At 68.1% G+C, this 20974-nt stretch carries 18 protein-coding genes and 1 pseudogene; 11 read left to right on the top strand and 8 right to left on the bottom strand.

Going from position 1 to position 20974, the window contains the following annotated elements; all coding sequences use genetic code 11:
* Nucleotides 1-60: 60 nt before the first annotated feature.
* From B8W69_RS19330 to B8W69_RS19315, 4 genes are all read right to left on the bottom strand, one after another.
* Nucleotides 61-1527: an FAD-dependent oxidoreductase gene (locus tag B8W69_RS19330; RefSeq protein WP_110881987.1), complete on the bottom strand. Its 1467-nt coding sequence runs from the start codon at nucleotides 1525-1527 to the stop codon at nucleotides 61-63.
* Nucleotides 1524-2444 carry a biphenyl-2,3-diol 1,2-dioxygenase gene (bphC, locus tag B8W69_RS19325; RefSeq protein ID WP_085291384.1) on the bottom strand — a complete coding sequence of 307 codons (921 nt, stop codon included), beginning with the start codon at nucleotides 2442-2444 and terminating at the stop codon, nucleotides 1524-1526. Before bphC ends, B8W69_RS19330 begins: the two co-directional genes overlap by 4 nt.
* A gap of 15 nt (nucleotides 2445-2459) precedes the next feature.
* The gene (locus tag B8W69_RS19320) at nucleotides 2460-3644 is read right to left on the bottom strand and encodes an acyl-CoA dehydrogenase family protein (protein ID WP_065053153.1); all 1185 of its coding nucleotides are present in this window, start codon (nucleotides 3642-3644) and stop codon (nucleotides 2460-2462) included.
* 89 nt (nucleotides 3645-3733) lie between these two features.
* Entirely contained in the window at nucleotides 3734-4012 is a 279-nt protein-coding gene (locus B8W69_RS19315) for a 2Fe-2S iron-sulfur cluster-binding protein (RefSeq protein ID WP_085291413.1), read from the bottom strand.
* Nucleotides 4013-4115: 103 nt separating this feature from the next.
* On the opposite strand from B8W69_RS19315, the gene B8W69_RS19310 reads away from it, so the two are divergent.
* From B8W69_RS19310 to B8W69_RS19295, 4 genes and pseudogenes are all read left to right on the top strand, one after another.
* Nucleotides 4116-5768, top strand: a complete 1653-nt coding sequence (locus B8W69_RS19310; protein ID WP_181447441.1) for a flavin-containing monooxygenase — start codon at nucleotides 4116-4118, stop codon at nucleotides 5766-5768.
* On the top strand, nucleotides 5765-6568 hold the full coding sequence (locus tag B8W69_RS19305) for a mycofactocin-coupled SDR family oxidoreductase (protein WP_085291383.1): 804 nt from the start codon (nucleotides 5765-5767) through the stop codon (nucleotides 6566-6568). The genes B8W69_RS19310 and B8W69_RS19305 overlap by 4 nt, the downstream gene beginning before the upstream one ends.
* A 2-nt stretch (nucleotides 6569-6570) precedes the next feature.
* Nucleotides 6571-7416 carry a mycofactocin-coupled SDR family oxidoreductase gene (locus B8W69_RS19300; RefSeq protein WP_085291382.1) on the top strand — a complete coding sequence of 282 codons (846 nt, stop codon included), beginning with the start codon at nucleotides 6571-6573 and terminating at the stop codon, nucleotides 7414-7416.
* 10 nt (nucleotides 7417-7426) lie between these two features.
* Nucleotides 7427-7603 (top strand): annotated as a pseudogene (locus B8W69_RS19295) (nuclear transport factor 2 family protein); the annotation flags it as partial.
* Nucleotides 7604-7725: 122 nt separating this feature from the next.
* On the opposite strand, the gene B8W69_RS19290 reads toward B8W69_RS19295, so the two are convergent.
* From B8W69_RS19290 to B8W69_RS19280, 3 genes are all read right to left on the bottom strand, one after another.
* The gene (locus B8W69_RS19290) at nucleotides 7726-8607 is read right to left on the bottom strand and encodes an alpha/beta fold hydrolase (RefSeq protein ID WP_439330630.1); all 882 of its coding nucleotides are present in this window, start codon (nucleotides 8605-8607) and stop codon (nucleotides 7726-7728) included.
* Between the two features lie 60 nt (nucleotides 8608-8667).
* Entirely contained in the window at nucleotides 8668-10062 is a 1395-nt protein-coding gene (locus tag B8W69_RS19285) for a WS/DGAT/MGAT family O-acyltransferase (RefSeq protein ID WP_085291410.1), read from the bottom strand.
* Between the two features lie 394 nt (nucleotides 10063-10456).
* On the bottom strand, nucleotides 10457-10909 hold the full coding sequence (locus B8W69_RS19280; protein WP_085291409.1) for a nuclear transport factor 2 family protein: 453 nt from the start codon (nucleotides 10907-10909) through the stop codon (nucleotides 10457-10459).
* A gap of 295 nt (nucleotides 10910-11204) precedes the next feature.
* Here B8W69_RS19280 and mbp1 point away from each other — a divergent pair, with 295 nt between their 5' ends.
* The 5 genes from mbp1 to B8W69_RS19255 all read left to right on the top strand — a co-directional run bounded on the left by mbp1 (nucleotide 11205) and on the right by B8W69_RS19255 (nucleotide 16038).
* The gene (gene mbp1, locus B8W69_RS19275; RefSeq protein WP_085291380.1) at nucleotides 11205-11438 is read left to right on the top strand and encodes a microaggregate-binding protein 1; all 234 of its coding nucleotides are present in this window, start codon (nucleotides 11205-11207) and stop codon (nucleotides 11436-11438) included.
* Between the two features lie 93 nt (nucleotides 11439-11531).
* Nucleotides 11532-11957, top strand: coding sequence for a PPOX class F420-dependent oxidoreductase (locus B8W69_RS19270; protein ID WP_085291408.1), 426 nt, complete (start codon nucleotides 11532-11534; stop codon nucleotides 11955-11957).
* Nucleotides 11958-12008: 51 nt separating this feature from the next.
* The gene (locus B8W69_RS19265; RefSeq protein ID WP_085291379.1) at nucleotides 12009-14243 is read left to right on the top strand and encodes a molybdopterin-dependent oxidoreductase; all 2235 of its coding nucleotides are present in this window, start codon (nucleotides 12009-12011) and stop codon (nucleotides 14241-14243) included.
* A 173-nt stretch (nucleotides 14244-14416) separates the two neighbouring features.
* On the top strand, nucleotides 14417-15520 hold the full coding sequence (locus tag B8W69_RS19260; RefSeq protein WP_181447442.1) for a type III polyketide synthase: 1104 nt from the start codon (nucleotides 14417-14419) through the stop codon (nucleotides 15518-15520).
* A gap of 14 nt (nucleotides 15521-15534) precedes the next feature.
* Nucleotides 15535-16038 carry an isoprenylcysteine carboxyl methyltransferase family protein gene (locus B8W69_RS19255; RefSeq protein ID WP_085291406.1) on the top strand — a complete coding sequence of 168 codons (504 nt, stop codon included), beginning with the start codon at nucleotides 15535-15537 and terminating at the stop codon, nucleotides 16036-16038.
* Here the strand turns inward: B8W69_RS19255 and B8W69_RS19250 are convergent, their stop codons facing one another.
* Nucleotides 16039-16884 (bottom strand): SDR family NAD(P)-dependent oxidoreductase, encoded by an 846-nt coding sequence (locus B8W69_RS19250; protein ID WP_085291378.1) that lies wholly within the window; start codon nucleotides 16882-16884, stop codon nucleotides 16039-16041. It abuts the gene before it with no gap.
* Nucleotides 16885-17088: 204 nt separating this feature from the next.
* Here B8W69_RS19250 and B8W69_RS19245 point away from each other — a divergent pair, with 204 nt between their 5' ends.
* Nucleotides 17089-18138: an alpha/beta hydrolase gene (locus B8W69_RS19245; protein WP_181447439.1), complete on the top strand. Its 1050-nt coding sequence runs from the start codon at nucleotides 17089-17091 to the stop codon at nucleotides 18136-18138.
* Nucleotides 18139-18300: 162 nt separating this feature from the next.
* Entirely contained in the window at nucleotides 18301-20967 is a 2667-nt protein-coding gene (locus B8W69_RS19240; RefSeq protein WP_085291377.1) for an FHA domain-containing protein, read from the top strand.
* The last annotated feature ends 7 nt before the right edge of the window (nucleotides 20968-20974 follow it).

Below are 20974 nucleotides of genomic sequence, written 5' to 3'. Positions count from 1 at the left end.
GGTCGACGGCTCTGTTCAGGTCAGAGCACGGTGGTGGTCGAGGGTTTCCGAATAACCCGCTCAGCCCTTGGCGGCGGAGCGTCCGGCGCGGCGGCCGTAGAAGCTGCCGTCACCCAGCGAGACGCCGCTGGCGTATCCCCACGCGGCCAGGCCGGCGGTGCAGCGCCCGGCGGCGAAGAGTCCCGGGATGGGCGCGCCGCTGACGTGCAGCACCTCGGCGTCCAGCGAGGTGGCCAGCCCGCCCAGGGTGAAGCCGCCGGTGTTATCCCGCAGGTCGACGGCGCCGACAGGGGAGCCGATCGGCTTGATCCACTCCGGCTTCTTGTGCAGCAGCGGATCCTCGCCGCGCGCGGCGCCCTCGTTGTACGCGGCCACCGTCGCCTGCAGCGAGCCGGGTGGCAGCCCCATCTCGCGTTCCAGGTCGGCGGCGGTGTCGGCCACCCAGGTCGCCGGGCGCAGCATGAACTTCGGCGACCACGAGGCCATCGCCTCCTCCTGCGCATCGCCGTCGATGATCAGATAGGCGATGTTGTCCTGCTGGTAGAGGGTGAGCTGCCCGATCCGGCCCGGGTAGGTGTCCTCGGCGACGTAGCGCTGCCCGCGGCCGTTGACCAGGATCCCGCGCACCAGCTGCTGCGGGTCGATGAAGATCGCGACCTCGGTCGCGTCCATGTGCGCCAGGTCGGCGCCCAGCGCCTGCGCCATCCGGATCGCCTGCCCGTCGTGCTGCTCGATGGAGGCGGCGGGCCGGCCGGCGATCCGCGGCGCATACCGCTGGACCATCGCGTCGTTGTAGGCGAAGCTGCCCGTCGCCAGCACCACCCCGGATCGCGCCCGGATGTTCATCTCGGTGCCGTACTTTCGGGCGCGGATGCCGACCACCCGGCCGTCGGATTCGACGATCAGCCGCGACACCCGCACGTCGTACAGCGCCCGGGCACCGGCCGCGGTCGCAGTTTCCACGAGCGGCTTCATCAGCATGTAGCCGGCGCTGGCCTCGCCCTGCTTCTTGTTCTGCATCTGCGGGACGTGCCCGCGCGGCGCGGGGGAGGCAATGGTGTTGAACGGGAACGAGTTTTCGCCGCCGCTGTACATCAGCCCCTGATCGCCCATCGGCTCCCAGCCGGGCTCGGAGAAGAACTCGGCCTTGAACGGGACGCCGCACCCGACCAGCCAGTCGAAGTGCGCGACGCTGCCCACGCAGTAATCGGCGATCCTGTCCTCGTCGGCGCCGGGCCCCATCGCGACATTGAGGAAGGCAGCCATATTGTCGACGGAATCGGTGAAACCGCAAGCCGTTTGGATGGACGTACCGCCGCCGAGATAGATGAACCCGCCGGCCATCGAGGCGGCGCCGCCCCAGGAGCCGGTGCGCTCCAGCACCAGCACATCGGCGCCGAACCGCGCCGCCTCCACCGCCGCCGCCGCACCGGCGACGCCGTACCCGGCGATGACGACGTCGGCCTCGTCATCCCACGAGGTGATCGACGACGCCGCGACCGGCGTCACGTCCGATTCGGGCGTCACAGCCGCATGGCCGCGGGCATTTCGCCGACCCACTGGTGGCCCCAGTAGCTATCGGCGGTGATTTCCTCTGCGGTGTAATAGGTTTCGTCGACCCGCATCCCCTCGGTGCCGAATTCGATGTCCCAGTCACCGGGTGCACGGACGTAGAACGAGACCATCTTGTCGTTGGTGTGCCGGCCCAGGGTGGACGACAGCTGGAATCCCTCGGCGTTGACCCGGTCCAGCGCCTGCCCGACGGCATCCAGGGTGTCGACCTCCACCATGATGTGAACCAGGCGCGGGTCGCGCTGGTGCGCGGCCGGCACGATCGCCATGCTGTGGTGTCGCTCGTTGATGCCCAGGAACCGAACCCGCACCGGGCCAAACTCTTTCGGCAGCGGCACCCGGAACGCGCCGCGGGCGCGGAAGCCCAGGACCTCGGTGTAGAAGCCGAAGAGCCCGTTGGGATCGGTGGCGGGCACCACCACGTGGCCCATGCCCTGGTCGCCGGTGACGAACTTCGCGCCGAACGGCGTGACCACCGGGCTGTGGTCGAGCACCGCGCCGTGGAACACCTCCAGCGTGGTGCCGGCGGGATCTTCGAACGTGATCACCTCTTCGACGCGGCGGGCCTCGGCCTCGTCGGGGGACAGCTGTTTGTACGCCACGCCGGCGCCGTCCAGCGTGGCCTGCACGCGCTGCAACGCCGGGTGATCGCGCACTTCCCAGCCGACGGTCAGCACCCGGTCGGTCTCACCGGGCACCACGATGAGCCGGGCCGCCCGCTCGTCCATCCGCAGGTACAGTGCCGACGGATCGGGGCCTCTAAAACTGGGGGAGCCCTCGGCGAAACCCAGTACCCCGAAGGCGAACTGCCGCCAGCGGTTGATGTCGTTGGTCGAGATGGTGATGTAGCCGAGGCTTTTCAGATCGCTCACGGATGCGTCTCCTGCTCAGATCAGGGCCCGCAGCGGACCCTCGGGCGGGTCGATGCCGATCGAACTCAGCGCCGACGCGTGATAGGTGGTGCCGGGGACGTGGATGGCATGCATCTGTCCGACGTGCACGTCGCGCCAATACCGTTGCAGCGGCTTGTCCATCCGCGCCGCGTTGCCGCCGGAGCGGGCGAAGATTTCGTCGACCGCGGACACCGCGCGCCACACCGCGCGAACCTGGGTGCGGCGCCCGGCCGCCCGGTCGGCGAACGACACCTCCTTGCCGGCCGCGACCATGTCGTAGATGCGGTCGGCGTTGGCCAGCAGTTCCTGGCGGGCGGCGTTGATGTCGGCGGCCGCCTCGCCGATCGCGTGCATGACGTAGGGGTCGTCCTTGATCGCGGTTCCGGTGGCGCCCACGCGCTCGCGCTGATAGTCCAGGTGTGCGGCCAGCGCCCCTTCGGCGATGCCGATGGTCGCCGCCGAGATGCCCAGCGGGAACATCGTCGACCACGGCATCAGGTACAGCGGCTCGGTCATGCCGGCCTCGCGCTGGGCGGTCCCGTCCATCACCTTGGTGGCGTCCATGGTCCGGTAGCTGGGGACGAACGCGTCCTTGACGATGACGTCCTTGGAGCCGGTTCCGCGCAGGCCCACCACGTTCCACGAGTCGTCGACGATCTCGTAGTCCTTGCGCGGCAGGATCATGTGCAGCATCTGCGGCGGCATCAGGGGGATGCCCTTCTCGTCGCCGAGCATGGCGCCCAGGATGATCCAGTCGCAGTGGTCGGTGCCCGAGCTGAACTGCCAGCGGCCGTTGAAGATGTAGCCCCCGTCGACGGGCTTGGCCACCCCCTGTGGCGCGTAGGGGGAGGCCATCCAGGTGTCCACGTCGTCGGCCCAGATCTCGGCGGCGACCTTCGGGTCCGCGTAGGCCAACTGGTAGGGGTGCACGCCGACCACGCCGACGATCCAGCCGGCCGCCGGGTCCAGCGCCGCGGTGGCCATCGTCGTCTCGGCGAACTCGCGGGGGTGGACCTCGAAGCCCTGGTATTGCTTGGTCTGCAGCAGCCGGATCAGGCCGGCGCCCTTCATCAGCTTGACCGTGTCGTCGGTGAGCCGCCCGATCCGTTCGGCTTCGGCGGCTTGGTCGCGCAACTGGTCGGCCATGGCGACTACCCGGTCGAGTACCCGGTCACTCATATCGTTGTCCTTACGTGAGTGGGCTTAGTAATGGTCTACCGCAGACCCGCGCCGTCCCAAAGGAAATCCCGATGAGCGGACACCGGCAATCAGAATTCGACGTGAACATCGACGCCTGCCGCCCTCGCCTGGCAGGCGAGAATCAGGCCGTCGTCGAGGTCCGCGGCGTCCAAGACGTCGGACGGGGCCATGTCGACTCGCCCGGCGCTCACGGTCGCCACGCACGAACCGCAGCGGCCCTCCCGGCACGAGTGCGGCACGGCGATCCCCGCGTCCAGCAGTGTCTCGACCAACGTTTGTCCCTGCGGCCAGCGCAAACGATGCCGCTGGCCGTCCAGATCGACGTTGACATGTGCGACTTCCGGCATCGGCTGATGGTCGGTGATGAGCGCCGGGTGGCGGGCGCGCGCACCCGGTGGCCGGGAGAACTCACCCGAACCGTCCGGTGACCGGGAGGGACGGTGGCCCGCGATGCGCAAGGCCCTACGGTGGCTGCTTGTGAACGATGCCGGCCAACAGTCCGTGGATGTCGTCGTGGTCGGCGCGGGGTTCGCCGGCCTGTATGCCCTGCACAAGCTGCGCAGCCGGGGCCTCACCGTTCGGGTGCTGGAAGCCGCCCCCGAGCTGGGCGGCACCTGGTACCACAACCGGTATCCGGGTGCCCGCTGCGACGTCGAGAGCGTCGACTACTGCTACTCGTTCTCCGATGAGCTGCAGCGGGAGTGGGACTGGACCGAACGGTATGCCACCCAGGCCGAGATCCTGGCGTATCTGAACTGGGTGGCCGACAAGCTCGACCTGCGCCGCGACATCGCGCTGCGCACCCGGGTGGTTTCGGCGACACTCGATGAGGCGACGCTGCACTGGACGGTTATTACCGATGCGGGACAACGGCTTTCGTCCCGATTTTGCCTGATGGCGACCGGCCCGCTGTCGGCCGCGCTGACGCCGGACTTCGCCGGCCTGGACACCTTCGCCGGCGAGATCCACCACACCGCGCACTGGCCGCACGAGGCCGTCGACTTCACCGGCAAACGGGTGGCGGTCATCGGCACCGGATCCTCGGGCATTCAATCGATTCCGGTCATCGCCGAGCGTGCCGCCCAGCTCTACGTCTTCCAGCGCACCGCGAATTACAGTGTCCCCGCCGGCAACAGGCCGTTGTCCGCCGAGGAACTCGACGAGATCAAGGCGAATTACCCGCAGCGGCGTGCGCTGTCGTGGCGCAGCGGCGGCGGATCACCGCACATCACCGCCCCGAAGCCGACGATGCAGTTCACCGCCGAGGAGCGGCGGGCGGCATTCGAAAAGCGGTGGCAACTCGGCGGCGTGCTGTTCTCCAAGACGTTTCCGGACCAGATGACCGACCTGGAGGCGAACGAGGAGGCCCGCAGGTTCTACGAGGAGAAGGTGCGCGCCGTCATCGACGACCCGGCCGTGGCCGAATTGCTGATTCCCACCGACCATCCGATCGGCACCAAGCGAATCTGCACCGACAGCAATTACTTTCAGACCTTCAACCGCGCCAACGTGTCACTGATCAGTGTCCGCGCCACCCCGATCGAATCCGTCGACGCCACCGGGATCAACACCACCGGGATTGATAAAACCAAAGCCCACTACGACGTCGACATGATCGTGTTGGCAACGGGTTTCGACGCGATGACCGGCGCGTTGGGCAAGATCGACATCGTCGGGCGCCGCGGCACACTCCTGCGGGAGGACTGGGCACACGGGCCCCGCACGTACCTCGGCCTGGGCGTGGACGGCTTCCCCAACCTGTTCTTGATCTCGGGCCCGGGAGCGCCCGCCGTGCTGGCCAACATGGTGCTGCACGCCGAGGCCCAGGTGAACTGGATCGCCGACGCCATCGCCTTTCTCGACCAAAACGGATACGCCGCGCTGGAAGCCACCGTGGACAGCGTGGACGGCTGGGGTGCCGAATGTGCCCGCCGGGCCGAGACGACGCTGTTCACCAAGGCGAACTCCTGGTACATGGGCGCGAACGTGCCGGGCAAGCCGCGCGGCTTCATGCTGTTCACCGGCGGCTTCGCCGCCTACAACGACATCTGCGCCGAAGTGGCCGACGCCGGCTACCGGGGATTCGATCTGATCGAACGATGACGGGATTGCTGCACAAGGTCGTTGTGGTCACCGGCGCCGCCAAAGGCACCGGGCGGGTGCACTGTGCGCGCTTCGCCGACGAGGGCGCCGACGTGATCGCGCTCGACGCCGACGCCGCGGCCGACGAGTTGCGCGACACCGCAAGGGGAGTCGAGGAGCGCGGCCGACGGTGCGTGACGGGCCTGGCCGACGTCAGCGACCTCGAGGCGATGACGGCTGCCATCGATGCCGGTGTCGCCGCGCTGGGCCGGCTCGACGTCGTGGTGGCCAACGCCGGGGTCCACCTGCCCGGCGCACCGTCCTGGGAACTCGACCCCCAGGTGTGGCAGCGCACGCTCGACATCAACCTCACCGGCGTCTGGCACACGGCCCGGGCGAGTGTCCCGCACATAAGTGATCAGGGTGGCTCCGTCGTCATCATCAGCTCCACCAGCGGGCTTCGTGGCCTGCCCAACACCGCGCACTACACCGCCAGCAAGCACGCGGTGGTGGGACTGGCGCGCACCCTGGCCAACGAGCTCGGCCCCCGCGGCATCCGGGTCAACACCGTGCACCCCGGCCCGGTGGCTACGCCAATGGTGCTGAACGAGCCTACCTTTCGGCGGCTGCGGCCGGACCTCGACAACCCGACCGCCGCCGACGCGGCCGAGGTGCTGCAGGCGCGCAACCTGCTCCCGGTGCCTTGGGTCGAGCCCGTCGACATCGCCAACGCCGTGCTGTTCCTGGCCTCCGACGCGGCCCGCTACATCACCGGCACCCAGCTCGTCGTGGACGCCGGCCTGACGCAGAAGACGACATGACCATGACGATGACGGCCGAAGGGCGTCTAACAGGGAAGGTCGCCCTGATCACCGGCGCGGCGCGGGGGATCGGCCGCGCGCAAGCGGTGCGGTTCGCGCAGGAGGGCGCCGACGTCGTCGCGCTCGACGTGTGCGGTCCGGTCGACACGGTGATCATCCCGCACAGCACCCGGGCCGACCTCGAAAAGACGGCCGCATTGGTCGCCGAGGCCGGTGCGCGGGTGCACACCGAAATCGTCGACGTGCGCGATATCTCCGGCATGCGGGCCGCCACCGATCGCGGTGTCCAGCGGTTCGGTGGCCTGGACGTGGTCTGTGCGACCGCGGGCATCACCTCGCGCGGCATGGCGATCGAGCTGGACGAAAACGCCTGGCGCACCATGCTCGATGTCAACCTCACCGGAGTGTGGCACACCTGCCGCGCGACCGCGCCGCACTTGATCGCGCGGGGGGCGGGATCGATGATCCTGACGAGCTCCATCGCGGGGCTGCGCGGGCTGGTCGGCGTCGCGCATTACACCGCCGCCAAGCACGGCGTGATCGGCATGATGCGCAGCATGGCCAATGAGCTTGCGCCACATAATGTTCGGGTCAACTGCGTCAGCCCGACCAACGTCGACACGCCGATGATTCACAACGAGGTGGTCAGCACCGCGTTCCGGCCCGACCTGGGCCGCCCGCCCACGCGCGCCGAATTCGCCGAGGCGGCCCGCTCGATGAACATGCTCGCGGTGCCGTGGGTGGCCGCGGTCGACGTTGCCAATGCCGCGCTGTTCCTGGCCTCCGAGGAGGCGCGCTACATCACCGCGATCGTCCTGCCCGTCGACGCCGGGGCCACCCAGCGATGAGGAGAACACCATGACCGCCATCGACGGGGTGCTGGCCCGCCTGCGCCGGCTCGAGGACGAGCGCGACATCGCCCGATTGATCGCCTCGTACGGCCCCGCGGTCGATGCCGGCGATGCCGACGTCGCTGCGGGCCTGTGGGCGACCGACGGCGTATGCGACGTCGATGGCTGGCAGATCGCCACCCGGACCAGCCGAGTGCTCGACGGTAACCCCGACGCGCTCGCGCTGTTGACGAAAGGCCTTGCGGGCCAGAGCTGATCGCGCGACCCGCTTCGCCCGGCTTCGCCGCGCGCGCGATCGCCGCTGCCTCAATCGCGTGACAGGAACGCCAGCACGGTGCTTTCGAACGCGTCCTTGGCCTCGATCATCGCCCAGTGCCCCGAGTTGGGGAAGATGTGCAGCTCCGCGTTGGGGATGGTGCGCATCGGGATCAGCGCCATGTCCGGCGGACTCACCCGGTCGTCGCGGCCCCACGTCAACAGGGTGGGCGCGGTGAGCTTGTGCATGGTCGCCCATGGCAGCGGCCGGTCGGAGGCGTTCAGCGCGGCGTTCATTCCGGCGAACGCCGCCTTGCCGTACATGCGTCGCGCCGCGGCCAGGGTGCCCGGGTCGGTGGCCAGCTGCCAGCGTTCCTCGATCAGCTGTTCGGTGACCAGGGCCTGGTCGTAGACCATCGACTTGAGCCAGTCGACCAGCCGTTGCCGGGTGGGATCTTCGACGAACTCCTGCAGCAGCCGAATGCCTTCGCTCGGACTGGGACTGAATATGTTGGTGCCGATGCCGCCGATGGTCACCAGCCGGTCGACGCGGTCCGGATTGTGGGTGGCGAAGTTGATGCCGACGCCGCCGCCCATGGAGTTGCCGACGATGTGCACCTTGTCGACGCCCAGCGCGTCCAGGAAGGGCGACACCGTGCCGAACGCGGTGACCATCGGATGCCCGCCGAAGTCGTCGCTGACCCCGAACCCGGGGAATTCCAGGATCAGGCACCGGAAGTGGGCGGCGAAGGCGGGCAGCACGCCACGGAAGTTGCGCCACCCGGTGACGCCCGGGCCGGATCCGTGCAGGAACAACAGCACCGCGCCGGAATCCGGGCCACCGGTGTCGTAGTAGCGCAAAGCGCCCTTGTCGAGGCCGATTTCACGCAGGTCGTCCGCCGCGATGGTCGTCGGTTCAGATGTGTCTGCCACGGGTGTCACCCTGCCATGCCATCGCGCGCATGGCGGACGGGGTTCCGCTCACCGGGCCGGTCAGAGTGGGTTGCCCGCGGACTCGCCGCAATTCACCAGCTCTTTGAGCGCGGCCGGGAACGCGTCGGCGAGGTCCCACAGGTCCGGCACCAGGTCGGGGCAGGAGATGATGCCGACGCCGAGTCGGCCGTTGAGCGACATCACGGTGATGTTGAGCGCGGCGCCCGCGATGATCGGGCCGAGCGGATACATGGCGTCGAGCCGGCACCCCAGGAAGTAGAGCTGGTCCTGCGGGCCGGCCACGTTGGACATCACCAGGTTGTGTGGTGGCTTGTCCGGCATTGGGATGCGGGGAAGCAGTTTCCTGGCGGCGCCGAACATGGCCTGTCCGGCCACTTGCGTCCAGTCGTGCAGCAGGGTCGGGCCCAGCGCCGCGGAGTGGTCCTTGGCCGCGGCGTTTCCGGCGGCGATGCTGGCCAGCCGTTCCGCCGGATCGTCGATGTGGGTTTCGAGCCGGCAGAGCATCCAGGTCATCTGGTTGCGGCCCGTCCGAGTCGATTTCTCGCGGACGGATACCGGCACGCTGGCGACCAGGGGCAGGTCCGACAGCGCGTCGCGGTCCCGGAGGTACTGGCGCAGCGCGCCGGCGCACAGCGCCGTCACGACGTCGTTGACCGTCACCCCGAACCGGCGTTTGACCGTTTTCACGTCCTCGAGATCCACGCTGGTGAGAGCGATGTTGCGGCGCCGCGTGAACGAGCCGTTGAACGCCGTCGAGGGCGCCGCGAACGGAGCCGCCATCGTCTGCCCCCCGCCGCGGGCACGAAGCAACGTTCCGGCCAGGGTCAGCGCTGTTGACGGCACGACCTTGGCCAGGCGCCACGGTCGCAATGCCGCGCCGATCAGCCCACTGGCGGCGATCTGCAGCGGATTCGCCGCGCCGGCGCGCTCGGCCGGTTCCGGCGGCGCGGCGTCCGGCACGGCGCTGCACAACTGCGCGAGCAGGTTGGCTCCGCCCACGCCGTCGACCACCGCGTGGTGGACTTTGAGGACGACGGACAGCGCGTCGGTGCCGTGCAGGCCTTCGATCACCCACATCTCCCACAGTGGGCGATCCCGATCGAGGGCCAGCCCGGCGATGTGTCCGCAGAAGTCCGCTAATTCTTTCGGGCCGCCCGGCGAGGGCAGGGCGACGCGGTGAAGGTGTCGTGCCAGAGCGAAACGATCGTCGTCGACCCACACCGGATGGTCGAAGTTCAATTGGTTGTCGGCCAGCTTGAGGCGGAATTCGGGCACGGCGTCCAACCGCACCGACAGCGCCTCCTGGAAGCGGTCGAAGGTGTAGCCCCCCGGCATCGTCGCGGGATCCATCTCCAGGACGCAGCAAATATTCAGCGGCTGCGTCGGTGATTCCAGGTATAAAAAGAAGGCGTCTAACCCACTGAGTCGTTGCATGCTGCTCGTCTCGGTTGTGCGGCCATGACCGCTGATCACGTGACCGGCGGTCATCCCGGAGCTCCTGAGGGGACGCGCGATCAGGGCGGCCGCAACTTATTTCGTGTGACCTTTATCTGTAGCCGTTGAGGGGCTTCCGGCAAACATCCCGGCGGTACATAAACGAAATCGCCACTCAGCCGACGTCCCGACGCCCCGGCGGGTCGCCGCTTATGCGCTGGTGGACCGGTGCCCGGCGAGCAGGTGGTCGAAGGAGTAGCGGTTGTAGCCCGGCGATGGCGTCACGCGGGTCGGCGCCCCCCGCCAGCAGCAGCGCCCCCGGGGATCAGCTCCGCGAAGGGCAGTGCGTAACCGCAACGCAGACAACAGGTTTGGTGTTCCCGCGAGGACGTGATCACTGCGCCCCGGAGGGCTCGCGGGCCATCGCCGAGTCGGGCGCCGCCCAGTCGATCGAGACCTTGCGGTGCTTGATCAGCCACGCGTCATCCTCGGGCACCAGGAGATCTCGGTAGCGGCCGCAGTGGTCGAGCCCGATATGGGTGACCACGGTGAAGTAGGAGTCGACCCGGGCGCGGCCGGGAGTCACCTCGGTGAACAACACGTTCGCGACGTTATGGCGCACAATCGGTTTGACGCCGGCCTCGGCCGCGACCTTTCCGGTGACACCGCCCAGGAAGGCCGCGATCTTTGAACGCCCGTGCAGCGGCGCGGAACCGCGAATCTCGAGGACGCCGTGGATGCAGAATGTCTCCGCAAGGCCGTCGAGTCGGCCGGCGTCACCGGACCAGTTGTAGCGAGCCAAGGTGTCCCGGATTCGCTCGCGGGCGACCAGTTCCCACATTTCCACCGTCACGACTCCTCGCGCCGTCGCCGAAACCTCGGCCCACCAGCGTAGGCGCATCGGGTGACGGCGCGTAAATGAGGCGGTGCAGCGGTCGACATAGTCGCCGAGTGTGATCAGTGATGTTGTCCGGCAGGGTAATTGGGCGGTACCCTCGGCGAGTTCTCGGTGGCGACGAACCGCCAGGTCACGACTGTGGCGAAGGCTACTCGTCGCCCACGTTTCGAGAACGCACAGGTTGGGCAATAAAGGGGGCGAGCGCACGACACGGGCATTCGTGCGCCACACGGAGGGAGAATGCATGTCGGACAAGAGTGGACCCGAAGAAGCCATCGAGGGCATCGTCGAGGGCGTCAAGGGCAAGGTCAAGGAAGTCGCCGGCGCGGTCGCCGGGCGTGATGACCTGATGCGTGAGGGCCAGGCTCAGCAGGACAAGGCCGACGCGCAACGAGAGGCCGCCAAGAAAGAGGCCGAGGCCGAAAGCGCCCGCAAGGCCGCCGAAATCAACGAAGCTCGCCAGAAAGCCGAACAGTAGCGGCAGTCGACGGTGGCCCGGTCACAGGCGTGGCCGGGCCACCGCTTTGTCGCGGCCGGGAATGAAAAGCCGCGCGCGGGTGTAGAACAACGCATGAGACTGAACGACGCTGCCCGCGACCTCATCGGGAGGGGCGCGGATGCCACTCTGGTGACCGTCGATCCCGACGGCAGCCCCCAGGTGAGCGTGGTCTGGGTGGCGTTGCGGTCTACCCCCGACGGAGACGAACTCGTCAGCGCCCACCTTTCCGAACACAAGAAGGTCCGTAACGTCCGCAACGATCCCCGCGTCGCCGTGACCATCGTGTCGCTCGACGCGGCGGGCCAGGGGATGCGCCCCTACCTCTCGCTCACCGGGACCGCCCGGATCACCGAGGGCGGCGCGCCCGAACTGCTGGCGGAGCTCAACCCGGTCCTGGGCGACCCGAACACGAAATTCCCGCCCGACGGCGCGCCGCCGGGCTATCTGACCCACATCCGCATCGACAAGGTGGGCGGCATCGGGCCCTGGGCGGGCTGACCCCGAATCTTGACACTTCCGCTACCCGCGGTAGCGGAATACAGTGGGTGGATGAAACCGGGCGAAGACGGGACGCACCTGCGCACGTGTCCCTTGTGTGAAGCCATGTGCGGCTTGGAAATCCACGTTGAGGGCGGCAGCGTCACCGGCATCCGCGGCAACCGTGACGACGTGTGGAGCCGCGGACATCTGTGCCCCAAAGGCACCTCGCTTGCGGCCCTGCACGACGATCCGGACCGCATCCGCCAGCCGATGATCAAGGTCGACGGCCACTGGCGGGAAGTCAGTTGGGACGTGGCGTTTCGCCGCTGCACCGAACTGCTGAGCCCGGTGATCGACAAATACGGCATCGGCGCGGTCACCGCCTACACCGGCAACCCTCTGGCGCATTCGTTCTCACTGGCCCGCTACGCGGGCGTACTGATGGGCATGTCCGGCATGCCGGTCACGTATTCACCGGGCACGGTCGACCAGTGGCCGAAAAACCTGTCGTCGCATCTGATGTACGGCCTGTGGTGGAACTTCCCGGTGCCCGACATCGAACGCACCGACCTCCTGGTGATCATGGGCGCCAACCCGGCCGCGTCGCAGGGATCACTGTTGGCGGCGCCCCACGTGATGAGTCTGATCGACGGGATTCGCAAACGCGGCAAGGTGATCGTAATCGACCCGGTGCGCACCCTGACCGCCGCGCGCGCCGACGAATGGCTGCCCATCGTGCCGGGAACCGACGCGGCGCTGTTGCTGGCCGTCGCGCACACCCTCTTCGACGAGGGCCTCATCAAACCGGGGCCGTACGTCGACGGTGTCGACACTATGCGGCGAGCCGTCGCGGACTGGCCACCGGAACGGGTCAGCGCGGTCACGGGCATCGACGAAGACCGCATAGGTCGGCTCGCCCGCGAGCTCGCCGGTACCGAGAAGTCGGTGGTATACGGCCGAATCGGCCTGTGCAATCAGGAGTTTGGCAGCCTCGCCAGCTGGCTGGTCGACGCCGTCAACATCCTCACCGGCCATTTCGACACGCCGGGCGGCGCGATGTTCCCCAAGCCTGCGGCCTGGTCGTTCACCACCCAGCCACTGCCCGGGCTGGAAGACGGCGCAGCGGAATTCGGTCGTTGGCACACCCGGGTGCGCGGCGCCAAAGAGGTGCTCGGTCAGGCGCCGGTGTCGTGCATGGCCGAGGAGATCGCCACGCCGGGCGACGGGCAGCTCAAGGCGCTGATCACCGTCGCGGGCAACCCGGTGCTGTCCACCCCCGCCGGTGACAAACTCGACGAAGTGCTGCCGATGCTGGAAGCGATGATCTCCGTTGACCTTTGGCTCAACGAGACGACGCGGCACGCCGACGTGATCCTGCCCGGCCTGTCCCCGCTGGAGCAGCCGCACCACGACGATCTGATCCTGCTCTTCGCCATCCACAGCATCGCGAATTACTCTGCCCCGGTGTTCGATCCGGGCGATCGCCCGCACGAATGGGAGATCCTGATCCGGTTGACCGGCCTGTGCACCGGCACACCGGCCGAGGACGTGGACGTCGCTGCCATCGACGACGGATTCTTCGACTACCTGGCCTTTACCCAGGGCCTCGACGGTGCGGAGATCCGCAAGCTCTACGGGCACGGCGGACCCGAGCGAATGCTCGACCTCACGCTGCGCACCGGGCCCTTCGGCGACCAGTACGGCAAGAACCCGGGTGGGCTGACGCTGGACATGCTCAAGGCCCACCCGAACGGCATCGACTTCGGGCCCATGGTGCCGCAGCTGCCCGACATCCTCGGCACCGCCGACAAGAAGGTCCGGCTCGCCCCGCAATACCTGCTCGACGACCTGCCGCGGCTGGCCGCGCGCATGCAGCGGCCCGCCGAGCCGCTCGTCCTGGTGAGCCGCCGGCACCTCCGATCCAACAACACCTGGCTGCATAACGTGCCCGCGTTGATGAAGGGAAAGGACCGGTGCACGTTGCTGATTCATCCCGACGACGCGACCCGCTGCGGCGTCACCGACAACGACATCGTGACGGTGAAATCGGAGGCCGGCGAGATCAAAGTTCCCGTCGAGGTCACCGAGTCAATCAAGCCCGGAGTGGTCTCGATGCCGCACGGCTGGGGGCACGGCAAGCCGGGCACCCGCATGTCGGTGGCCAACAGCTCGCCGGGCGCCAACACGAATGTGCTTTCCCCGCCGACGTTTGTCGACGAGCCCTCCGGCAACGGCGTGCTCAATGGCATCCCGGTCACGATCATCGACGATCGAGCCGGGTTCCGGTCTGCGCCAACCGCCTGAACGTCCTCGGGGGTTCCCCGGTCGCGCAGGGCCTTTCGCGCCGAACGGGCGCGCCTGACAATATCCCCTCCACGTGCCCGTCTCCTGGTTAACGGTAGCTGTGCCGTTGTGGTTCAACTCACTTCGGCGGCGATCCGGTGAACCATCTAGGGGCCGCCGTCGTCGGCATGGGCATGACTGCAACAACGTATTCCAGCTCCCCGCATCGGGCCGCGGACCGAGGATGCGGCGCTCCACGGATCGCCGGCACCGCGGTGGCTTTTACGCCGCACCGCTACAACCAGGACGAGGTCGCACGCGAGCTCACCGGGGTCACCGATCCGGGGTTTCTGCGCTTCGCGCAGACGGCCGGCGTCGACCGGCGCAGCCTCGCGCTGCCGCTGTCGCGTTACCCGAGACTGAGCGGCTTCACGGAGGCCAACAACGCGTATCTTGAGGTGGCGGTCGATCTGGGTGAGCGGGCCATCAATTCGGCGCTGGCGGCAGCCGGCGTGGCACCGCACGAGGTCGACACCATCGTGATGGTCTCCAGCACCGGAATCGCCGTGCCCACCATCGACGCGCGGTTGATGACCCGAATCGGGTTGCGGCCCGACGTCAAGCGGGTGCCGCTGTTCGGGCTCGGCTGCGTGGCCGGCGCCGCCGGGATGGCGCGCGTCCACGACTACCTGCACGGCTACCCCGGGCACGTCGCCGTGCTGCTGTCGGTCGAACTGTGCTCGCTCACCCTGCAGCGCGACGACACCTCGATCCCCGCGCTCATCGGGGTGTCCCTGTTCGGTGACGGCGCCGCCGCCGTCGTCGCCACTGGTGCGGAACGAATCCCGCTGGTCGCCAACGCAACAGGACCGCGCGTGCTGGCGACCCGCAGCCGGGTCGTCCCGGAAACCGTCGACGTGATGGGCTGGAACGTCGGCTCGAGCGGATTTCAGCTCGTGATGTCCCGTGACGTCCCCAAGATGGCCGACGACTACCTGCGTGCCGAGGTCGACGAGTTCCTGGCCGATCACGGTCTGTCCATCACCGACATCGCGGCCTGGGTGTGTCATCCCGGCGGTCCAAAAGTCCTCGAGTCGATCGAGAATGCGATCGGGTTGCCCGGCCATGCCCTCGCGCACAGTCGAAACTCCATGCGGGAGAACGGAAACGTTTCCTCGGTGTCCGTGCTGGACGTCCTGCGCCGCACGGTCGCCGCGCCACCGGGCGACGGCGCCTTCGGGGTGATGCTCGCAATGGGGCCCGGTTTCTGCTTCGAGCTGCTGTTGCTGCAGTGGTGACGGGGGACCACGCCATGTACTACTACCTGTTCATTCTCGCCGTCGGGGCCGAACGTCTCGTCGAGTTGGCGGTCGCCCAGCGAAACGCCAGATGGTCGATGGCGCACGGCGGCAAGGAGTTCGGGCGCGACCACTACCCGGCGATGGTCAGCATGCACGCCCTGCTCCTGGTCTCGTGCATCGTCGAGACCTGGAGCCTTGGCCGGCCGTTCATCGGGTGGCTGGGCTGGCCGATGCTGGCCGTGGTCGCGCTCAGCACGGTCGTCCGCTGGCGCTGCGTCAGCGTGCTCGGCAAGCACTGGAACCCGAGGCTGATCGTGATCCCGGACGCGCCGTTGGTTCAGCGCGGGCCGTATCGCTGGGTGCGCCACCCCAACTACACCGCGGTGGCGGCCGAGGTGGCCGCGCTGCCGCTGGTGCACTCCGCGTGGCTCACCGCGATCGTATTCAGCCTGGCCAATGCGCTGGTGCTCTCCGTGCGCATCCGCGCGGAGAACGCGGCGCTGGGTTACGCGTGATCAGGGGGCGATAGGCCGATTGGTCCACTGGCGATCGGGCCGGCGCGTCGAGCGGAACCATCCGCCGGCCGCGCCGGTGCCACCGTCGGTGGGGATGACGTGACCGGTGACGAAGCCCGAGAGGTCCGACGCCAGAAACAGGATGACCCTGGCCTGGTCATCGGGCCGGCCCATCCGCCCGACCGGAACCCACTGCGGCCATTGCGCCTGTTCCTCGGTCGAAAGCCATTGCGAATAGGGCACTTGCAGGGATTCGGTGACGTCGGGTGCGATGGCGTTCACCCGCACCCCGTCGCTGCCCACCTGGACCGCGAGACTGCGGGTGAACGCGTTGACGGCGGCTTTGAACGCGGCATACACCGGATCCTCCGGATAGCCGCGCAGCCCCTCGACAGACGAGACGTTCACGATCGCACCGGCATGCCGCTCGACCATCGCCGGCAGAAACGCGTGGGTCAGCAGGAATACGTGGTGCAGGTTGATCCGGTAGAGCTCGTCCCACAGTTGTGGATCGGTGCCGGCGAAGTTTCCGGGATGCCGCAGCCAGTGGCCCACGTTGTTGACCAGCACGTCGGCCCGGCCGAACCGACCGAGGACCGTTGCGGCCAGGCGGGAGACCTGATCGCGGTCACGGACGTCGGTGACGACCGCCAGCGCCGACCCGCCGGCTTCGGTGATCGAGGCCGCGGTCGCGTCGGCGAGGCCGGCGTCGATATCGGCGATGATCACTTTTGCGCCGTGTTCGGCGAACAGCCGCGCGGTGGCCGCGCCGATACCTCCCGCGCCGCCGGTAACGACCGCCACCCGGTCGGTCAGGAGCGGATCAGGATGCGTAGCGTGTGTCACCGCTCATATCTTCGGGCATTCAGGGGATTGAGCACAGCCGGTTCGGTCTGATTACGCCCGCGTGGCAACCGCAGGATAGATAAGCGAGTGATACCCATCTCCGCCGCTGGCAAACAGTGATGTACGCAACATTTCTTACGCGTTAATTTGCAGTAATCCGCCGGCGGGGCGGGTATCCGCTCTCCACTTAGGAGGTTGCAATCAATGGTGAGCACAGCCGAACCGACACATATATTGCCGAGTGTGGCGACGACGCGCCGCGTCCATCATCGCCATAGCCCGCAGTCGGTTGCCGTGGGGCTCGCCAGCCGCTTGATTGTGAAGAACACCGTCCGCGCGTGGGCCATGACGCCGAACCTGCATTGGCCGTTCGAGTACATCGACACCGTCGCGGGATTGTTCCCGCGTGTCGGATACGCGGCCACAACCGAATCGGTGCGGTTGGACAACTGTGCCGCCGAATGGGTTCGCGCGCCGGGCGTATCGGGGGAGCGGGCAATCCTGTATTTGCACGGGGGCGCATTCCTCACCTGTGGACTCAACACCCACCGCTCCATGGTGACCCGCTTGTCGAAGGCGGCCGATGCCGCCATCCTTGCCGTCGCATACCGGAAGCTGCCCGCACACCAGATCACCGACGCAATCGACGACGGGATCAGTGGCCTGCGCTGGCTGCAGGATCACGGCTACGACGGCGACCGGGTTGTCGTGGCCGGCGACTCCGCCGGGGGATACTTGGCGTTCATGACCACACTCCTGGCGATCCAGGACGGCATCATGGATCCGGCCGGAGTTGCGGCCGTCTCGCCGTTCACCGATGCGGATCCGGTGCGAAAACTCAAGCACCCCAACGCCCGCAAGTGCTCGATGTTCACCCGCCGCGCCTTCTCGCGGTTCGCTCAATTCCTCAGCAACGCACAGGTTGTGGAGGGCGAGGGCGAGGGCGACGCCACAGTCGCATCCCCGGTGGACGCCGATCTATCCTCGCTGCCCCCGGTCACCATTCACGCCAGCTCGGACGAGTTGCTGCTCGCCGATGCCGAGCTGATGGCGAAGCGTTTGGAAGCCAGCGGGATCCACTGCGATCTGCACCTGTGGGATGGACAGATCCACGACTTCCCTTTGGCCGCAGACTTTTTGCCCGAGGGTAGGCGGGCCATCAAATACCTTGGGGACTTCGTCAAGGACGTCACCGCTGTTCGCGCGAAGGTTCCGAGCGTGCGCAGCCTGCGCAATGCTGCGGTGGCCGGTTGAAGGCAGCCGAATGTAACTGCGCCGCAAGCAGAGTCGCTGTCCCGGCGCTTCGGTGACTGCGTGGCGTGTCCCGGCGCCCGCCCTCGCTTGTGGCCGCACGACACCTTGTCCGGCGAACAACCCAGCGCATAAGTCGCGCCGCGGCCGTTACAGTTGGTCCTGATGACCCCACCAGCCCCGCCTGCGCTGACCGTGCGGTACGAGGGAGCCGAGCGCACCTTCGCGCCGGGCAACGACGTAGTAATCGGGCGTGACCTGCGCGCGGACGTGCGAGTCGCCCACCCGCTGATCTCCCGCAACCACCTGATCGTGCGGTATGACCAGGGCCGATGGATCGCCATCGACAACGGCAGCCTGAACGGCCTCTATGTGCACAACCGCCGCGTTCCGGTCGCCGACATCCAGGACGGCCTGCGCATCAACATGGGCAATCCAGACGGTCCTGCGCTCACCTTCGAGGTCGGCCGCCACCAGGGCTCGGCCGGACGGCCCCCGCTGACCACGTCGATACCGATGGTCAGCAATTCCAGCGATCCGCTGGCAAGGGCGCCGCAGAGCCAGCCGTTCGACATGCAGTGGCCCGGCCAGCCTCAGCAGCCGGCGTCGGCCTCGTTCCGTCACCCCGTCCATCCGCCCACCGCCGCGCAGCCGAGCCCGGCCGGCGGAGGACCCACGCCGAGCTCGCCGTCCGGGCCGCAGTCCCGGTACCCGACCAGCGGTCTACCGAGCGCCCCGGCCAGCGGCTCCCAGCACGCCCCGCAGATCTACCGGTCACCGTCTGTGCATGCGACGCCGCCGACCACCGCCGAGCCGGCGGCGCCCCAGACGGGCCGCATCGGCGGCGACTCGTCCGTCATCGCGACCTCGATGATGAAGATCCTGCGGCCGGGCAAGACCGGGCTGGACGTGCCCGGCGCGATCAAGATCGGCCGCGCCAACGACAACGACATCGTCATCCCCGAGGTGCTGGCATCGCGCCACCACGCCACCCTGGTCCCGACGCCCACCGGAACCGAGATCCACGACAACCGCAGCATCAACGGCACCTTCGTCAACGGTGCCCGGGTCGATTCGGCCGTGCTGCACGACGGCGACGTCGTCACGATCGGCAACATCGACCTGGTCTTCCACGGCGGCCACCTGGCCCGCCGCGACCAGGCCGCGACGGCGACGCGCAGCGGCGGCCTCGACGTGCGCGGGGTGACGTGGACGATCGAGAACAACAAGGCGCTGCTGGACAACATCTCGCTGACCGCGCTGCCCGGCACGCTGACCGCGATCATCGGGCCCTCCGGCGCCGGCAAGTCGACCTTCGCCCGGTTGGTCGCCGGCTACACCCACCCGACGACGGGCACCGTGTCGTTCGAGGGCCACAACGTGCACGCCGAGTACGCCTCGCTGCGCAGCAGGATCGGGATGGTGCCCCAGGACGACGTGGTGCACGGGCAGCTGACCGTGCAGCAGGCGCTGATGTACGCCGCGGAACTGCGGCTGCCGCCGGACACCACCAAGGACGACCGAGCCCAGGTGGTGGCCCGGGTGCTCGAAGAACTCGAGATGACCCAGCACCTGCACACGCGGGTCGACAAGCTGTCCGGTGGGCAGCGCAAGCGCGCGTCGGTGGCGCTGGAGCTGCTCACCGGGCCGTCGCTGCTGATCCTCGACGAGCCGACCTCCGGCCTGGACCCGGCGCTGGACCGCCAGGTGATGACCATGCTGCGGCAGTTGGCCGACGCCGGCCGTGTGGTGCTGGTGGTCACCCACTCACTGACCTACTTGGACGTGTGCGACCAGGTGCTGCTGCTGGCGCCAGGCGGCAAGACGGCGTTCTGCGGGCCGCCCAGCGAGATCGGTCCGGCCATGGGCACCACCAACTGGGCCGACATCTTCAGCACCGTCGCCAACGACCCGGACGGGTCCCGCGCGCGCTACCTGGCCCGCACCGGCCCGCCACCGGCTCCGCCACCCGCGCAGAGACCCGCCGAACTGGGCGATCCCTCGCACACCAGCCTGTTCCGGCAGTTCTCCACGATCGCCCGGCGCCAGATGCGGCTGATCGTCTCGGATCGCGGCTACTTCGTCTTCCTCGCGCTGCTGCCGTTCATCATGGGTTCGTTGTCCATGTCGGTGCCCGGCGATGTCGGCTTCGGCATCCCAAACCCGATGGGCGCCGCGCCCAACGAGCCGGGGCAGATCCTGGTGCTGCTGAACGTCGGCGCGGTGTTCATGGGCACCGCGCTGACCATCCGCGACCTCATCGGTGAGCGCGCCATCTTCCTGCGCGAACAGGCGGTCGGGTTGTCCACGTCGGCGTACCTGCTGGCCAAGATCTGCGTGTACACGGTCTTCGCGGTCGTCCAGTCGGCGATCGTCAGCATCATCGCGGTGCTCGGCAAGGGCGCCCCGACCCAGGGGGCCGTGGCGCTGGGCAAGCCGGGTCTGGAGCTGTTCGCCGACGTCGCGCTGACGTGCGTCGCGTCCGCCATGCTGGGGCTGGCCCTGTCGGCCGTCGCCAAGTCCAACGAGCAGATCATGCCGTTGTTGGTGGTGGCCGTCATGTCGCAACTGGTGTTCTCCGGTGGGATGATTCCGGTCACCGCGCGCATCGGGCTGGACCAGATGTCGTGGGCGACACCGGCGCGGTGGGGATTCGCAGCGTCGGCCTCCACCGCCGATCTGACCAAGCTGGTGCCCGGCCCGCTCACGCCGAAGGATTCGCACTGGCGGCACACCCCGGCGACGTGGTGGTTCGACGTCGGCATGCTGTTCGTCATCAGCGCCGTCTATCTGGGTTTCGTGCGCTGGAAGATCCGCCTCAGGGGCGGCTGAGCGCGTC

It is taken from the genome of Mycolicibacterium vulneris (genome assembly GCF_002104765.1).
GTDB classification, from domain to species: domain Bacteria; phylum Actinomycetota; class Actinomycetes; order Mycobacteriales; family Mycobacteriaceae; genus Mycobacterium; species Mycobacterium vulneris.
Note: the sequence above shows the minus strand (reverse complement) of the source record. Positions and strands in the feature narration are given on the sequence as shown.